Annotated in this window: 14 protein-coding genes and 4 tRNA genes; 1 reads left to right on the plus strand and 17 read right to left on the minus strand. The window is 34.7% G+C overall.

Translation table 11 applies throughout. From position 1 onward, the window contains the following. The first annotated feature begins 1 nt into the window (after nt 1). Nucleotides 2-1,435: a glycosyltransferase family 39 protein gene (locus PLX19_RS19555; RefSeq protein WP_272190454.1), complete on the plus strand. Its 1,434-nt coding sequence runs from the start codon at nt 2-4 to the stop codon at nt 1,433-1,435. A 264-nt stretch (nt 1,436-1,699) separates the two neighbouring features. On the opposite strand, the gene msrB is transcribed toward PLX19_RS19555, so the two are convergent. From msrB to PLX19_RS19640, 17 genes are all read right to left on the minus strand, one after another. Further along, nucleotides 1,700-2,659, minus strand: a complete 960-nt coding sequence (gene msrB / locus PLX19_RS19560; protein WP_272190455.1) for a peptide-methionine (R)-S-oxide reductase MsrB — start codon at nt 2,657-2,659, stop codon at nt 1,700-1,702. An 82-nt stretch (nt 2,660-2,741) separates the two neighbouring features. Further along, nucleotides 2,742-3,776 carry an AI-2E family transporter gene (locus tag PLX19_RS19565; RefSeq protein ID WP_272190498.1) on the minus strand — a complete coding sequence of 345 codons (1,035 nt, stop codon included), beginning with the start codon at nt 3,774-3,776 and terminating at the stop codon, nt 2,742-2,744. A gap of 340 nt (nt 3,777-4,116) precedes the next feature. Next, complete coding sequence (locus tag PLX19_RS19570; RefSeq protein ID WP_272190456.1) at nt 4,117-5,589, minus strand: hypothetical protein; 1,473 nt, start codon at nt 5,587-5,589, stop codon at nt 4,117-4,119. 431 nt (nt 5,590-6,020) lie between these two features. Then, complete coding sequence (locus tag PLX19_RS19575) at nt 6,021-7,016, minus strand: glycosyltransferase family 2 protein (RefSeq protein WP_272190457.1); 996 nt, start codon at nt 7,014-7,016, stop codon at nt 6,021-6,023. Between the two features lie 412 nt (nt 7,017-7,428). After that, the gene (gene rlmH, locus PLX19_RS19580) at nt 7,429-7,908 is read right to left on the minus strand and encodes a 23S rRNA (pseudouridine(1915)-N(3))-methyltransferase RlmH (RefSeq protein WP_272190458.1); all 480 of its coding nucleotides are present in this window, start codon (nt 7,906-7,908) and stop codon (nt 7,429-7,431) included. 59 nt (nt 7,909-7,967) lie between these two features. Next, complete coding sequence (locus PLX19_RS19585; protein WP_272190459.1) at nt 7,968-8,153, minus strand: CxxH/CxxC protein; 186 nt, start codon at nt 8,151-8,153, stop codon at nt 7,968-7,970. A 53-nt stretch (nt 8,154-8,206) separates the two neighbouring features. Then, on the minus strand, nt 8,207-9,400 hold the full coding sequence (locus PLX19_RS19590; protein ID WP_272190460.1) for a S1C family serine protease: 1,194 nt from the start codon (nt 9,398-9,400) through the stop codon (nt 8,207-8,209). A gap of 63 nt (nt 9,401-9,463) precedes the next feature. Next, nucleotides 9,464-10,258, minus strand: a complete 795-nt coding sequence (locus tag PLX19_RS19595) for an MBL fold metallo-hydrolase (protein ID WP_272190461.1) — start codon at nt 10,256-10,258, stop codon at nt 9,464-9,466. Further along, nucleotides 10,255-11,073 carry a two-component system regulatory protein YycI gene (locus PLX19_RS19600; RefSeq protein WP_429756588.1) on the minus strand — a complete coding sequence of 273 codons (819 nt, stop codon included), beginning with the start codon at nt 11,071-11,073 and terminating at the stop codon, nt 10,255-10,257. The genes PLX19_RS19595 and PLX19_RS19600 overlap by 4 nt, the downstream gene beginning before the upstream one ends. Then, nucleotides 11,060-12,397 carry a YycH family regulatory protein gene (locus tag PLX19_RS19605; RefSeq protein ID WP_272190462.1) on the minus strand — a complete coding sequence of 446 codons (1,338 nt, stop codon included), beginning with the start codon at nt 12,395-12,397 and terminating at the stop codon, nt 11,060-11,062. The genes PLX19_RS19600 and PLX19_RS19605 overlap by 14 nt, the downstream gene beginning before the upstream one ends. Beyond that, nucleotides 12,394-14,241, minus strand: a complete 1,848-nt coding sequence (gene walK, locus PLX19_RS19610; RefSeq protein ID WP_272190463.1) for a cell wall metabolism sensor histidine kinase WalK — start codon at nt 14,239-14,241, stop codon at nt 12,394-12,396. The genes PLX19_RS19605 and walK overlap by 4 nt, the downstream gene beginning before the upstream one ends. 4 nt (nt 14,242-14,245) lie before the next feature. Beyond that, entirely contained in the window at nt 14,246-14,953 is a 708-nt protein-coding gene (walR, locus tag PLX19_RS19615) for a cell wall metabolism DNA-binding response regulator WalR (protein WP_272190464.1), read from the minus strand. Nucleotides 14,954-15,113: 160 nt separating this feature from the next. Beyond that, nucleotides 15,114-15,186: transfer RNA gene (locus PLX19_RS19620), tRNA-Phe, on the minus strand. Between the two features lie 43 nt (nt 15,187-15,229). Next, nucleotides 15,230-15,305 (minus strand) — tRNA-Asp (locus PLX19_RS19625). 21 nt (nt 15,306-15,326) lie between these two features. Further along, a tRNA-Glu gene (locus PLX19_RS19630) sits at nt 15,327-15,398 on the minus strand. Nucleotides 15,399-15,411: 13 nt separating this feature from the next. Next, nucleotides 15,412-15,487: transfer RNA gene (locus PLX19_RS19635), tRNA-Lys, on the minus strand. Nucleotides 15,488-15,649: 162 nt separating this feature from the next. Further along, complete coding sequence (locus PLX19_RS19640) at nt 15,650-16,939, minus strand: adenylosuccinate synthase (RefSeq protein WP_272190465.1); 1,290 nt, start codon at nt 16,937-16,939, stop codon at nt 15,650-15,652. Between the last annotated feature and the right edge of the window lie 16 nt (nt 16,940-16,955).

Here is a 16,955-nt window from a genome sequence, read left to right on the forward strand (position 1 = left end):
CATGCTATCTATACAATGGAATCGTTTCAATTCATTTTTAGCAAAATGCTTCGTAATTTTGTGCTTATTTATCTTTTCTTTTTCTATTTGGAATTCTTATTTAACTGTTAAAGAAACTCTATTCGTTCGAACACTTATTAGTGCTCCCAGTATAATTATCATCATGATTTTGCTTATACTACTAACTTATCTTTGTAATACATACTTTTCAAAAACTACATTTATTATTTTATTAACACTTTGTGCGTTTATCACTCGATTCATTTGGATTCTAAAAATCCCAACACCAATTGAATCTGACTTTGCATTAATGTATAAGGGGGCTGTACAAGCGGCTCAAGGTGACTATAGTTTTTCAAGTTCTCCATACTACACAACATGGGTGTATCAACTTGGATTTACAATGTACCAAGCTTTCGTCATCAAATTATTTGGTAACCATATATTTATTTTAAAGTTGTTAAATGTTCTTTATTGTACAGGAACTACACTATGTGTATATAGCATTACAAGCGAAATTTTCAATGAGTGGACTGGACGCATAGCTGGATTATTGTATGCTTTTTTTATTCCAAGCATTATGATGAGTTCAGTCTTAACTAATGAACATCTTGCAACATTTTTATTTTATTTAGGGTTCTATTTATTAGTAAGGTTGTACAGTAAATATACTTGGATCTTTGTCGGAATTACACTAGCATTTGGTGATATAATACGCCCTTTAGGTAGTTTCGTCTTATTAGCTGTTATCATTTATCTACTCCTTCATGAATTTCTTGGAAAAGATAAAAAAACAATGTTTACTACAACAAAGAAACTTATTGGTATTCTTGTTACCTTTTTCGCGGTCCATTATATTGTAAGCTCTATATTCATTGCTACAGGAGTTACAAAGTATCCTTTATCTAACCGTGATCCTCTTTGGAAATTTGTCTTAGGACTTAATTCCGAAACAACAGGGACATATTCAGCGTCAGATGCTGAACAAATCATGAGTCTAGAAATAGGTGAAGAACGAAAAGCAATAGAAATGAAACTCATTAAAGAACGAATTGCTGATAAAGAAAAGCTATTCACACTCTTTGGAGATAAATTTTCCTCTATGTGGGGTGATACTGACTCCGCTGGTTACTGGAGTTTAAATCAATTAAATAAAAAAGAATTAATTGATACATCCATGAAGTATGAAAAATATGTGTATATGGCAACTATGTTATTTGGTGTGATAGGATCATTATCCCTTCTTTTCACAAAACAGAAAAACCTTCAATATACATTATTTCTCTTACTTATTATCGGATATATAGCTGTGCATTTTTTAATAGAGATACAGACAAGGTATCGATATTTTATCATTCCTAGCTTCTTCATTATTCAAAGCTATGGAATCTATGTAATTCATCGATATATGAGAAAAAAACCTCTTTCTTTTTAAGGTAGAGACCAGAGCATCTGGGCTGTCAGGGCCTTTTCTTGCCACATGCGGGGGTAAGTGCAGGTCATATTTTGAGTAATCTATATGTTTAAACGTCACTATAGATATATAAACTTGTAAATTTCATTGTTCTTTAAATTACATGTAAAATATTCACACCCAAAAAGATACTGGTGATTTCTGAATCGTCGATTGTGCCAGATGTGTTCCAATATAATAACAGCCTGTCCAAAAATGAAATAAACGGAACAGGCTGTTACATTTTTAGCGTCTAAACAGGATGAGAAAATCCCCATATCCCTCTTTTTCTAAATCCTCTTTAGGGATAAAGCGTAATGCAGCAGAGTTAATACAATAGCGCAAACCATTTGGTCCCGGTCCATCTGGAAATACGTGTCCCAAATGAGAATCTGCCTCTTTACTGCGCACTTCCGTTCTCGTCATATTATGACTTACATCTGTTTTTTCCTTAATACTTGCTGATAACATTGATTTCGTAAAACTGGGCCACCCACAACCGCTATCAAATTTATCTAACGAACTAAATAAAGGCTCTCCTGACACGATATCAACGTAAATACCTTCTTCTTTATGGTTCCAATATTCATTTTGAAAAGGTGGTTCTGTTCCGTTTTCTTGCGTAACATAAAATTGCATGTCAGTAAGCTTTTCCTTTAAATGAGCATTATCCTTTGGCCAATATCTTTTGATAAACGCATCACGCCCTGAACCTTGGCGATATAAAGCGTATCGAAACGAATTTTTCTCATGGTAACCTTGATGATAATCTTCCGCAGGATAAAATGTTGTAGCAGGTAAAATTTTTGTGACAATCGGCTTCGAAAAGCGCCCACTTTCTTCTAACTCACGTTTAGACGTTTCTGCGGCTTTACGTTGCTCTTCATTATGATAAAAAATGACTGTTTCATATGATTGTCCACGATCATGAAATTGACCTCCGGCATCAGTTGGATCAATTTGTTGCCAATATAAGCACAGCAATTGCCCATACGACATACGCTCTGGATCAAAAGTAATTTGTACCGCTTCATAATGCCCAGTTGTTTCTGAGCAAACTTCTTTGTATGTTGGATTTTCCTTATGTCCACCTGTATATCCAGATACAATCTTTATAACGCCATCCATTTCCTCAAATGGCGACACCATGCACCAAAAACAGCCTCCAGCAAATGTTGCAAATTCATATTTTTCATTTACAACCACTTCTTCACCCCATTATCTTTTTTTACAGTATGGCATACAAAAATGTAAGTTATAAATAAAAAAGCATCAAAATAGATGCTTTTTATTTCTTATTTACCATTTCTTCTTTCTCATCACTTATTACTTCTAACACATCGAGTAAAAACATAAAAATTGGAATTCCTATAATCAATCCCCATACACCTAAAAAATGTTCAGAGAAAATTAAAATCATAAATGTATAAAATATAGGTAAATTTGTTTTTTCTGACATAAACTTTGGATTTAAGAAATAACTTTCAATCGCATGAATAACTGCCACAATAATTAAAACATATAAAATATAAACCATGCCACCGGTATTATAAGCAATTATACAAAGTGGAAACAGCGAAATAATTACACCCGCGACTGGAATAAGCCCCAACAAGAAGATCATTAACGCTAGTCCAAGTAACTGTGGGAAACCTAAAATCCAAAGTGCAATGGTCGATAACACACAATTTACAATCGCAATTAAAAATTGCGCCTCAATCACTTTTCCGAATGAGCGAGCAAATTTTCTTCCAAAATACTCAATTTCATTATAGAAAATGGCTAGTTTACTCTCTTTGAACTTCGCTGTAAACATAACAATTCTTGACTTTTCTAGCAAGAAAAATAAGCTCAAAATAAGTGAAAGTAAAATTTGCAAACTTACTTTCCAAACGTTTGTAAGTGAATTATAAATAATATCAACGCCTTGATTCACATACTTCGATAATTCCACATGATCAATTGCAGAAACTAGATATCTAACTACCTCATTATCAGGTGGATTTCTTATAAATACATTAAACTGATACACAAGTTGCGTAATTTGTACCATTAAAACTGGTACATATTTGTATAATGTAATAACGATTCCACTAATTAATGCTGCATATAAAAATGCAATAATTATTTTCCTATTAATTGGTAAAAAATGTTCCAACTTGCGAGAAATAAATTTTTGAAATCTATCCATTAAATACGTAAGAATAAATGTAATCAAAATTAAATTAAACATGCTTTTCATCCCATATAAGATGAGCACAAGTAACCCTAATATGGCTAATCTCTGAAACCCTTTACTTTGAAACAGGTTTTTCATTTGCATAATCGAAGCGTGATCTCTCCTGTCCTTATAATTCATTTTTATTTTATTGTACAATATAAACGATACTTTCAGAACGTATTATTATAAACTAAATAAAAAGTTTTATTATGAAACATTAAAAACTGACGTATAAACAGTCAGATACAAGGTTTAAGAAAACCAGTACACGCCACAGTAACTTATAGCAAAATTTAAATGGATAGAAAAAACCCTCATCTGCTTTAACTATAGATGAGGATTTTTTCCATATACTCCACTTGCTTCTGTTTCACATTAATGTCTTAACTAAAGAATAGAGCAAATCTTTTTGTTGTTCAGTTGTCATAGTAAACCACAAGTTTTACAAACTTTTATCCTTATAGAGTAGGTATTTTCTTTCTGCTCCTTCTACAAATTGCGTATGCTCAGCAACTAAACGATAATTTTCACGAAGATAAGGAACTGTAACCTGATTTGGGCTCATTTTTGGATCGACTCTTAATACAACAAATTTAACTTTTCTCTCTTTTATATAACGATGTTGTTCATCCATATTTTCAGGATATTCATTATAATCAATGTTTTGTCTTTCAAAATAGCGGATATTCGGTACAATATCTGCCACCAAATAAAACCCTCCGTCTAACTCACCATAATTTAATAACGTTGGATTCGGTTCTTGATGCATGATTTCTGCAAATTTTTCTTGTGCAAGAGGTTCCTTCTGATAGAACTTTGAAGACTTCATATTTGAATTATAACCGAAGCAAAAGAAAATTGTTGCCATTGCCATCATTGATAGGGCAAACCATTTACTTTTATCAAGAGTAATCTGTGACTTGATATTAGCATTTTGAATAAAATGAGCGATTGCTATCAATCCAAATAGTCCTAAAGGAGTTATAATAAGGAAGTAGTATGGATAGCCTCTTCCCCCAATATATACTCCTACTATTAGGAAAATGATCGTACTTAAAAGCATCCATTTTTGGCTTCTATCTTTAAAATACTTCCATGTAAACATAAAATCAATTAGACCAACAAGAATTAACACTTTACTTTCGAAATTACCATTAAATGCATCTCCAAAAGTAAACGCAAAATTGGCTAGTTTTTCAACTTTACCAACTTGTGATGAATAAGTACCAAGATTAAATTTTAAATACACATCTATCAAATCTTGAATTGCATGATTCATACCAAAATAGATAAACCATGGAATACTTGCAAGAACTAGCCCCGCAAACGTGAAAACAATTGCGTTCACTAAGTCCTTCCATCTTTTTTCACCTATACAAATAATTAAAATTGCAAGATAGAATCCAATCCAAGCCCCGACAAGGGTAAATTTAATCCAAAATACACAGGCAATCATAATCCCATTTAGAAGAAAAATTCCTCGTTTAAATAGAGAATCAGAGCCATACTTATAATATTTAAATATCATATAAAGAAGTGTCATTATGAAAGGAATTGAAAACTCTTCAGCACTATCCCCAAAACGAAATGCATTTTGATTTAATACTAATACTGGGAAAAAAATAGATATAAGTGCAGAAGGCATCCACTTCAAATAAAGACGGGAAATCTTGAATGCTAAAACAACGTTAGCAAACATCGCAAGACTTTCCAGTATGTATACTCCAACGAAAGTAGTATGAGAAAACGAATAAGCTAATGCATGCAAACCATATAACAAAGGACCCTTTTGTTCAAAAATATCTTGATAAGGGACTACTCCATTAGCCATACCTTTTCCAACTGTAAAAAAGGCATTAGAGTCTACCCACTCACTTAACGTAAAGAATGGAGATGTCTGCGTAAAAAACAGCATAATAAAAAAGGAATAAAAAAATAAAAAGATATTTAGTTTTTCAAATGATATTGTATTTATCCTGAGATCATTAAATCTAACTGACTTTTTCATTTCTTTTAAGTCTTCCTCTCATTCATTTAATTAAGGCCAGGAACATTTGATAGCTAGCTTTAAATGCCACGCTAATGTAATACCTACCCTAAAAATTCATCCCCATCTTCAGACACGTACTAGGCAATAACCCAGCAGTAAGATGGGGATGATTTTGATTAGACACAGCCTAAATAATTGTTAGTAAATACTTATAAGGTTTGTCCATCCTAAGAATATTTTTCTATGGAATTCTCCTTAGCCATACATTCAACGAAAAACTTATACTAGACTCATAGCTTTTTTACGAATATCCACTCCAAAATACTTTTGTGAGGATGAATTTTCTTACTTTTCATTTACTTTTTGATCAAGTCTGATACGTACTCTTTTTGTTTCTCAAGAACACTATTTTTTTCAATTGTATACCTCGGTCGCCCTTTTGTTTCTTTGAAAATTTTCCCTATATATTCACCAATAATTCCAATTGCCAACAACTGTACTCCTCCAACAATCCAAATGGATAGCATTAACGAGGTCCAGCCACTAGTTGTATATGAAAAAACTTTTGCAAATAATGCATAAAGAGCAATTCCGATCCCAATAAGCACCATTAAAAACCCTAAATATGAAACGAATCTTATTGGTGCAACGCTAAATGAAGTAAGTCCGTCAAAAGCGAAGGCAATCATTTTCTTTAATGGGTACTTCGATTCGCCAGCAAATCTTTCTTTGCGGTCATAATAAACATTAGTAGATTTAAAACCTAATAGAGGAACAATTCCGCGAATAAATAAGTTTTCTTCTTGATATTTTATAAATTCGTCTAACGCTCTTTTGCTCATTAAACGATAATCTGCATGGTTGGGTACTAACTTAACACCCATTTTTCCCATTAGACTGTAAAACCATAAAGCAGTATTTCTTTTAAATTTAGTGTCAGTGTCTCGCTTATCCCGAACCCCGTATACAATCTCATAACCCTCTTGATATTTATCAATAAATTGATAGATAACGTTAACATCATCTTGAAGGTCAGCATCTATTGAAACTACGCAATCTGAAAACTCTCTTGCTGATTCTAAACCCGCGATTAACGCTCCTTGATGACCAAAATTTCTACTTAATTTTAAACCTTGAACATAAGGGTTTGTTGCTGTTTTCTCTTCAATTATGCCCCAAGTATTATCAGCGCTTCCATCGTCTACATAAAAAATGATACTTTCATCACTTATTTTGTTATTTGCAACTAAATCGTCCATAACCCTTGTTAGTTCTTTTGTTGTTTCTTCTAATGTAGCTTCTTCATTGTAGCAAGGAACAACAATCGACAATAGAGGTACATTGCGTGCCATTTTTCCACTCCTTAATTTTCAAAAAACTCTATTTCATATATCTTAAAAATTTTTAGCTTCAGTAATGCCTCAACTATTTTAACATATCCAGTTATAAAATGTAATAATACCCAGTAGCTTTTCAATTAAAATTAAAATTATTGTTAAGTATTTCTTTAACGTCTCTCCTAAGCAATGAGGAGCCTATTTGCTTATGGGAAGGTTTTCTTTGACTAATTTAGTTATAAAATGAAACTTCCATCAGTGGGGACTTACTGTCCGTTAATGCTGATAAACTTTTTAGCACTGACCTAATAAAAATTAATTTTTTATCCCTTTCGAATCCCAAAATAAAAAAGAAGAGAAATATTGATTCCTTTATTTCTCTTCTCCTTTTCATTCAGTTGATACCCTTAATCGTAATGAACCTTATCTACTTATGATAAGGTTCATTACGATTAATTCGAAATGCTCTATATACTTGTTCTAACAGTACCAAACGCATCAACTGATGCGGCAACGTCATTTTCGAAAACGACAATGACTCATTAGAGCGTTTCATCACTTCTTCACTTAATCCAAGCGATCCCCCAATAACAAATGCCACTTTGCTCTTCCCATATGTAGCAAGACGGTCTAAGTTTGCAGCAAATTCTTCTGATGATTTTTGTTTTCCTTCAATTGCTAATGCAATCACATGCGTATCATCAGAAATTCTATCCAAAATACGAATTCCTTCCTTTTCTTTTACCATTTGCATTTCTGCTTCACTCAAATTTTCTGGTGCTTTTTCATCTGGCAATTCAACAACTTCCACTTTCGCATAAGAAGATAGTCGTTTTAAATATTCTTCAATACCTTGTTTTAAATATTTTTCTTTTAACTTTCCGATTGAGATAATTAAGATATTCACATGTACTCCCCACTTTACAAACACATTATCCACAGAAGTTATCCACATATCCACATGCATCATCCACATATTGTGTGGGAATCTGTGTTCGACACAACATATATCGCCTTATTTTGACAAAATTCACATATTTTTTTCTCGTCTTCTGCATTATCCACATTGTGGATAACTGGAGCTACTTCACATTCATCCACAATGATATCTAGCGCCAACTCTACATGTTCTAAACAACAAGGTAACTTCATAATTTTCACCTCACTTATCCACAATAGAAAACAGGAGGGGGCCGCCTCCTGTTTTAATACTGCTGACTGCCTAATTTTACAGTTGTTGTTACTCGTTTTGCACCACGATAATATGTAATCGTCATCTTATCGTCAATTTTCTTATTGTATAGAATTTTTCGGAATGCAATAATATCCTGGACTGTTTTTCCATCAACCGCTACAATGACATCATATTCATGTAAACCAGCATCGTTACCTGGCGATGGACTTTTTACATCTAAAATACATACACCTTCCGTTACATTAGCTGGGATATGCAATGTTTTATCCCAATAATAAGTAGGAATTTCATTTAAAGATCTAAGCTCAACTCCAACATAAGGCCGTCTTACTTTCCCATACTTTTCGAGCTCATTCATCACAGGGACAGCTCTTGCAACAGGAATTGCAAGTCCAATTCCCTCTACCTCTTTTGCAGCAATTTTCATGGAGTTAATGCCAATAAGTTGCCCTGCTTCATTTACAAGAGCCCCACCACTATTACCAGGATTAATCGCAGCATCTGTCTGCAATACTTCTACTTGCCAATCATAATGTCCATCTTGATCTAAATCAACCGGTACAATGCGTTCATTGGCTGAAATAATCCCTTGTGTTACAGTACCTGAAAATTGTAAACCTAGTGGATTTCCGATTGCAAGTGCAGCTTCACCACGTTTAACTTTCGTAGAATCACCAAGATCAATAATCTTTTTCGCATATTTTTCATCAATTTGTACGACAGCTAAATCTGTTACAACATCGGTTCCTAAAATTTTTCCAGGAACTTTTTTTCCATCGCTCAAACTTACTTCAATGCGATTTGCTCCTGCTACGACATGATTATTCGTTACAATGTACGCGTGTCCATTTTCTTTCTTATAAATCACACCAGACCCTGTTCCTGCTTCTGAATCTGCTTCTGAAAAATTATCACGCTGAATGTTAATAATACCAACAACTGCTTCTGAAGCGCGGTCAACAGCCTTAACAAAACCATCTCCGGTATTCGCAACCTGAGGAGTAGACTGTGCTATATACTGTTTCTCTTCACTCGCCTCTGTTTCTCTTATTGTAGTCCAACCTAATTTCGAAAACGTTGGAATAGCAAAAGCAAATAATGTAGCACCAATGACTGTTCCCGCTACACCAGAAATAAAAATATGTTTATGCTTTTGCTTTCTTTTTCGTTTCATTTGCATATCTTCTTCATCAATAAAGGACATGTTTGCTCACCTAACCTTCCGAAAGCATCTCTATTTTCCTTTATTGTTTACCAAAATGAAGAATTATACGTATTGAATTTTAGTTGGCGCTTTCGGATCAGTATCGTGCAGCTGGAACGCTTCTCCTACAGCAAGTCCTCTTTCTTCAAGCACTTGCGCAACAGACATACGAGCAAGTTCTTTCATATTGTTATCTAAACTAAGGTGAGCCAAATAAATATGCTTTGTTTCATCAGTAATTACATCAGTCATTGCTAGAGCTGCATCTTCATTACAAACATGCCCTACATCACTTAAAATTCTTCGTTTAACACTCCATGGATAACGTCCCATTCGGAGCATTTCAACGTCGTGATTACTCTCAAACACAAAAGCATTGGCTCCCTTAATAATCCCTTTCATTCGGTCGCTAACATACCCAGTATCTGTAATAAGCGCTAATTTTCTTCCGTTATGATGAAACGCATAAAACATTGGCTCCGCAGCGTCATGTGAAACGCCAAATGATTCCACTTCAATATCTCCAAATGTTTTCACTTCTCCAGTCGAGAAAACAAATTTTTGCTCCGTTGAAATATTGCCAATTAAGTGCTCCATTGCATTCCATGTTTTCTCATTTGCATAAACAGGTAAATGATACTTACGAGCCAACACACCTAGCCCTTTAATATGATCACTATGTTCATGTGTGACAAGAATACCAGATATACTATTTATATCTAATTCGGCTTGGTGAAACAACGCTTCCATTGCTTTCCCACTCAATCCCGCGTCTACTAATAATTTTTCACGTTCTGTCCCTACATACAGCGCATTTCCCGTACTGCCGCTTGCGAGTACACTAAAATGCAAACTCATTTAGCCTCACTCCATTGCTCAATTTCCTTGTTGTCCTTACCTAATTGAATAATTTGTCCTTCTATTGCATTTACAAAGTAGTCCATTTTGTCTGTATACAAATTCCAGGTTGGAACAAGAACTTGTACATTTGAGGAAGAAGGAGCTACCACTGTTGCATAGCCTAATTTTGCTCCTTTTATATGAATCCCTTGTTTCAATTCAGTTTTCGTATATAACGTTTCTAATGCATTTCGGGCAGAAATAATATCCAACTCTTTATTTCGATCTCCCATCTCTTTAAATTCATACAGCATTGTTTGCGTATACGATACAATTTCCTTCTTTTCATTTAGTTCAGCAACAATCATCCCATGTTGATTATAAAAAAGTGGTTTATCCTTATATTTTTGAAAAAAATACACTCTCGATCCTTCCACTTTTCCTGCAGCACTGTATTTTTGTCCATCAATTACATAAGAACGTAGAAATTCACTATAATTATCACTTGCTGTTGTTTTTGCATTCCAAAATGGCTCTTTAAGCTTACTTACAAGTGTATTTGTCTCTTGTAGAGACACCGTTTGATTTTTTAAAGAATGTATATCTTCATCGGAAAAAACTCTATTTTTCGCCATAATATACGTATCTTTCGTCGGTTCTTTCGGAAAATTCTCAGCTGTAATTTTATCTGCCTTCATTTGTTCTTCAATATTCGTTTCCGTCGTATAATCAAGTTGGCTACTATCTTTTTTGTCTACAAACTGAAAGACGAGGAAGAGATCTAAAATGAAAAAGGTAACAATAAAAATTGTTTTAATCCTATTCCAATCCAATGAGCTCTCCCCCCTTCTCTTCACACCACTCTTGAACTTTATTGTCTTCACCGTACACAACATACCAAATAGGTTTTAAATTTACTGCAGCAATATTTTTCCCATCTGTCCCTGACTCCGGTGTAAGCTTATAACCTAATCGAATATCCTGAATTAATTTCATATCCACATTTTCATTTTTCCCCAGGGATTGTATAACAGTCTTACCATCCGCAAGAGAGATTGTTTGATCATCACCATATTTCCATGATAGCTTAAACAATGGACGCTTATAGGAAATTAATTCTTCTCCCCCCCATACTTCTTCTAACGTTGCCATGCCATTTTCGTTAAATACAGGTAAGCTATCAACATATAAACGATACGTTGTTTGTCTTTTTCTAGGGTTCATATATTCAAAACGATAAGCATCTGTTAAACCACCATGACCATTAATAAAATCAAAACTACGTTGAACAAGCGCATTTCCAGATATATTTGCTTGTTCTGATACAGCTGAATTTGTGTACTGTAACATTTGCTTTTTCTTTACTACCTGCATGAGGCGAATTCCATCTGTATATGTGTTTTCACGTTCATCAGATACTTTTTTTACATAACGAGGATCTGTAAATAGTGCATTTATAAATACATCCTCGGATATGTCACTTACTAAATACCCCATACTCTGCATATCCGTTTTCGTATCTGGTAAAAATATCTCTCTCGTTTCACTTAGTGCGTATTGAGAGTAATCCCTCGCACTAGCTGCAAATTGATCACGTGCCGTTTCAAGCTCTCGAAGCATAACTCCTTTTAATACCATATGATATACCTTGTGATGTTCATATGAAATGAAATATACAGGAATATTACCATCCCGACTTTTTTGTAAATCAATCATTATACGATTAAAGCTATATGACTCTGGGATTTTTTCTTTAATGGAAAAAACGCCTCTCGTAGAATCCAATGGTATATGTGTAGGAAAAATCATTTCAATCTTGTTTTTACCACGAATAAAGGAGAAGAATTGCTGTTTTGGGATATCATTTGATATATCTTTAAAGTCGGACAATTCTCCTCTTTCAAGCAACTTATATAACGGGTCAATGCTATCCATATTTTCGCTTCCAAGATGCGTATTCTCTTTATGAAAAAGAACTACAGAAGGCAAAATTACATTTACAAGGCTCTTCTGTTCTCCTTCTGTATTATCTTGTAAATATTTCGCATTTTGCAACTTACTAGAATCAGGTACATAGGTCCATAAATTAAAAGTAAGAAATATACTAATAACAACTAAGTTAATTAGCAAGACTGATTTTAATTTCTCAATATTCATTCCCAGTCATCCTCTTCTTCCTTTTCCATTGGAAGCGTGAAATAAATAGTTGTCCCTTTTCCTTCTTCGCTTTTTGCCCAAATGGAACCGCCATGAGCTTGAATCATTTCCTTGGCAATTGCTAGACCTAATCCTGTTCCGCCCAATTTACGTGAACGCGCTTTATCAACGCGATAGAAACGTTCAAAAATCTTATCTACGTTCTCTTTCGGAATCCCCATTCCTTGGTCGCTAACGCTTATTTCTAACATATCTTCTCTTTCCCGTAAACGATATGTTATTGTTCCACCTTCTGGAGAATACTTTAATGCATTTGAAATAATATTATAAAGAACTTGTGTAATTTTATCTTCATCGATCTCAATAAAACGTGTTCTCTTAGAAAATGAACGTTTAAACGATACATTCTGCTCTTTCGACATTTCAAAACGATCAATGATATTACTAAAGAATTGTGTAAAGTCTACCCATTCTTTCATTAAACGATATTCTGTACTATCTAATTTTGAAAGTTGTAGCAATGCGTTAACAAGTCGAATCATTCGCTCCGTTTCTTCTTGTGTTACCTGTAAGAACTGCGGTGCAATATTCGGATCTTGCCACGCCCCTTCACCCAATGCTTCCAAATAGCTTCGCATCGTTGTTAATGGTGTACGTAGTTCATGAGAAACGTTTGCCACAAATTCACGACGTTCCCCCTCAATTCGTTCCTGTTCTGTCACATCATATAGTACAGCGATGAAACCATTTACCTTTCCATTGTCTTTTTGAATAATAGAAAAGCTAGCTCGTAAAATATATGGCTCATCTCTTGTACTAAAATCTAATATAACTGAGTCTGGTTCTTCATATAAGTTCTCTAATGTGTAATCTTCTTGGATGCCTAATATTTCTAAAATTGATTGATCTAATGCCGTTTCACGTGAAACGTTGAGCATTTTTTCTGCCGGATCATTTAATAAGATAATATCTCCTTTTCGATCCGTCGCAATTACTCCATCTGTCATATGAGATAATACAGACGAAAGCTTCCTTCTCTCGCTCTCTGTAGAAGAACGGGCTTGTTGCAACTTCTTTGATAAGTTATTAAATGCCAATGCTAATTGACCAATTTCGTCATTACCATGCACTTTTACTTTACGAGAGTAATTTCCCTTTGCCATTTCAATAGCTTGCTTTCGCATATCTGAAATTGGTCTTGTAATGGTTTGTGCTAATAAAATACCTAGCACAGCTGTTACTAATAATGCGATAACTGTTCCCGTTGCAAAGATTTGATTAATGAGCTTCATTTGTTTATAAACATCTTCCATAGAAGCAACGATATAGATTACACAAGGTTTATCATTATTTGCTTGGATGGGCACCTTGATTGGAGTAGCAACAACCTGCACACGATTTCCTGTATTACGGTCTATTTCCAGTTTTTCAACAGGTTTTTCTTGCACTAAAGCTCGCTTTACCAATAAATCCGTTGTTTTTTTTCCGACAATACCTTGATTATGTTGATTTGATGTTGCTAACACACGACTATTCTCATCAATGACGCGAACCTCTTGGATGTCTGCTTTTCGATCAGAAGCAAAATCTTCTATACTCGTCTTAAGTGCTTCTTCAAGGGTAGAATCTTTTGTTTTATCTCTTTCTTTTGCAAATTCCTGCTTTAAATTGTAAGCAAGTAAGTTCGTTCGTTGTGTTAATGATTCTTTAAAACTCTTCACAAGATTTTTCTCTAACTCTCGAACGAAATAGACACCAATAATTTGCATTGCCATTAAAATTAATAGCATGTAAATTAATACGAACTTTAAGTGAATAGACTGAAAAAAACCAACTTTCTTCATAATATTACTCCTGCTCTGGATCGCGTAAGTAATATCCCACACCACGTCTTGTTACAATTAAAGTCGGATGACTTGGATTATCTTCAATTTTCTCACGTAAACGACGAACCGTTACATCTACTGTACGCACATCACCAAAATAATCATAGCCCCAAACGGTTTGTAATAAATGTTCACGCGTCATAACTTGTCCTAGATGCTTCGCTAAATAATGAAGTAATTCAAATTCGCGATGTGTTAACTCAATATTTTCCTCGCGTTTTGTTACACTATATGCATTTGGGTTAATCACAATTGGACCAATAACCATCTCTGCATTTTCTTCTTTTTCAGCTGCCCCTCCTTGTTGATGACGACGTAAATTCGCTTTTACTCGTGCTAATAATTCACGTGTACTAAACGGCTTTGTTACATAGTCATCTGCCCCCAGTTCTAATCCAAGAACTTTATCAATTTCAGAGTCTTTTGCTGTTAGCATAATAATTGGCATTTCATAGTTTTTTCGTATTTCACGACAAACTTCTAAACCATCTTTTCCCGGTAACATAATATCTAATAAAACCATATCTGGTTGTTCTTCATTTGCTTTTTCAATAGCTTCATCACCATCATGAGCCATTACAATTTCAAAACCTTCTTTTTCTAAATTAAACTTTAAAATATCTGCAATTGGTTTTTCATCATCAACGATTAAAATTTTCTTTCCCATCATATTAGTTTCCTCCTAAACATTTAATGCCTTCCTTACAGAAAAACCTCTAGCTTCAAATGCTAGAGGCTTCCTTTCATTCTATTTTAAAAGAACTAATCCCATTTGTAAAATTGCACAATATAAAAAGGATATTAAGCGGGCCCACTTAATATCCTGGAAGTGGCTCGGGACGGAATCGAACCGCCGACACGAGGATTTTCAGTCCTCTGCTCTACCGACTGAGCTACCGAGCCAAAACATATATATAAAACCACTAATTGTGGTATTAAACAAAAGTGGCGGTCCCGACCGGGGTCGAACCGGCGATCTCCTGCGTGACAGGCAGGCATGTTAACCACTACACCACGGGACCAAAACATACTATATAAAGAAGTGACCCGTACGGGATTCGAACCCGTGTTACCGCCGTGAAAGGGCGGTGTCTTAACCACTTGACCAACGGGCCACGAAAATAAAAATGGTGAGCCATGAAGGACTCGAACCTTCGACCCTCTGATTAAAAGTCAGATGCTCTACCAACTGAGCTAATGGCTCGTGTTCACCAATGTCATGTTTTCGTGACGACAGGATTTATAATATCATGAAATGTTTTCTTTTTGCAATACTTTTTTAAAATTTTTTATAAAAACGTGAAAAAAGAACCCATTTAATGTGGGTTCTTTTTTAATATACCGTATTTTTAAGAAAAAGACAAGATTAGATACCGTATACGTTACGAACAATATTTGTTTGGCTACGGTCTGGACCAACTGAGAACATAGATAATTGAATTCCTGTTAATTCAGAAACACGCTCTACATATTTTCTTGCATTTTCAGGAAGCTCATCTAATGACCTTACACCAGTAATATCTTCCGTCCAACCTGGAAGCTCTTCGTAAACAGGCTCACATTTTGCTAAAATGTTTAAGTTTGCTGGAACTTCATCTAAAACTTCTCCGTTGTATTTGTAAGCAACACAGATTTTAACAGTTGGAATACCCGTTAATACATCGATAGAGTTTAATGATAAATCCGTTAAACCACTAACACGACGTGCATGTCTTACAACAACACTATCAAACCAACCTACGCGGCGTGGACGACCTGTTGTTGTACCATATTCACGACCAACTTCACGAATTTGATGACCAATTTCATCATGAAGTTCAGTAGGGAATGGACCGTCACCAACACGGCTTGTATATGCTTTACACACACCTACTACACGATTAACTTTTGAAGGACCAACACCAGATCCGATTGTCACACCACCAGCAACTGGGTTAGAAGATGTAACGAATGGGTACGTACCATGGTCAATATCAAGCATAACACCTTGTGCACCTTCAAATAATACGCGACGGTTGTCATCTAATGCATCATTTAATACGACAGATGTATCGCATACATATTGTGCGATTTGTTGTCCATATTCGAAGTACTCCTCAAAGATTTCTTCTACACTGAAACCTTCTGTATCGTACATTTTTTCAAATAAACGATTTTTCTCTGCTAAACTGCGTTCAAGCTTTTCTTTAAATGCTTCACGATCTAATAAATCAGCCATACGGATACCAATACGAGCAGCTTTATCCATATATGCAGGACCGATACCTTTTTTCGTAGTACCGATTTTGTTATCGCCTTTACTCTCTTCTTCTAACTCATCTTGTTTTAAGTGATAAGGTAAGATAACGTGTGCACGGTTACTAATACGTAAGTTATCAGTGCTTACACCACGATCGTGTAAGTATTTTAACTCTACAAGTAATGCTTTCGGATCTACTACCATACCGTTTCCGATTACACAAATTTTTTCTTTATAGAAAATACCAGATGGAATTAAGTGTAATTTATATTTAACTCCGCCAAAAACAATTGTATGCCCAGCGTTATTTCCACCTTGATATCTTGCAACTACTTCCGCATGCTCAGAAAGAAAATCAGTAATTTTACCTTTTCCTTCATCGCCCCACTGTGTTCCTACAACTACTACTGAAGACATTATTCAAGCACCTCCG

This window comes from Bacillus sp. BP-3 (assembly GCF_028401955.1).
Taxonomy (GTDB): Bacteria; Bacillota; Bacilli; order Bacillales; family Bacillaceae_G; genus Bacillus_A.

Coding starts and splice junctions, on each gene's coding strand:
- walR (WP_272190464.1), bottom strand. CDS start 14,953: ATGATGGGAAAGAAAATTTTAATCGTTGATGATGAAAAACCAATTGCA.
- PLX19_RS19570 (WP_272190456.1), bottom strand. CDS start 5,589: ATGCTGTTTTTTACGCAGACATCTCCATTCTTTACGTTAAGTGAGTGG.
- PLX19_RS19575 (WP_272190457.1), bottom strand. CDS start 7,016: ATGGCACGCAATGTACCTCTATTGTCGATTGTTGTTCCTTGCTACAAT.
- PLX19_RS19555 (WP_272190454.1), top strand. CDS start 2: ATGCTATCTATACAATGGAATCGTTTCAATTCATTTTTAGCAAAATGC.
- PLX19_RS19595 (WP_272190461.1), bottom strand. CDS start 10,258: ATGAGTTTGCATTTTAGTGTACTCGCAAGCGGCAGTACGGGAAATGCG.
- PLX19_RS19590 (WP_272190460.1), bottom strand. CDS start 9,400: ATGTCCTTTATTGATGAAGAAGATATGCAAATGAAACGAAAAAGAAAG.
- PLX19_RS19605 (WP_272190462.1), bottom strand. CDS start 12,397: ATGAATATTGAGAAATTAAAATCAGTCTTGCTAATTAACTTAGTTGTT.
- PLX19_RS19640 (WP_272190465.1), bottom strand. CDS start 16,939: ATGTCTTCAGTAGTAGTTGTAGGAACACAGTGGGGCGATGAAGGAAAA.
- PLX19_RS19585 (WP_272190459.1), bottom strand. CDS start 8,153: ATGAAGTTACCTTGTTGTTTAGAACATGTAGAGTTGGCGCTAGATATC.
- PLX19_RS19565 (WP_272190498.1), bottom strand. CDS start 3,776: ATGCAAATGAAAAACCTGTTTCAAAGTAAAGGGTTTCAGAGATTAGCC.
- walK (WP_272190463.1), bottom strand. CDS start 14,241: ATGAAGAAAGTTGGTTTTTTTCAGTCTATTCACTTAAAGTTCGTATTA.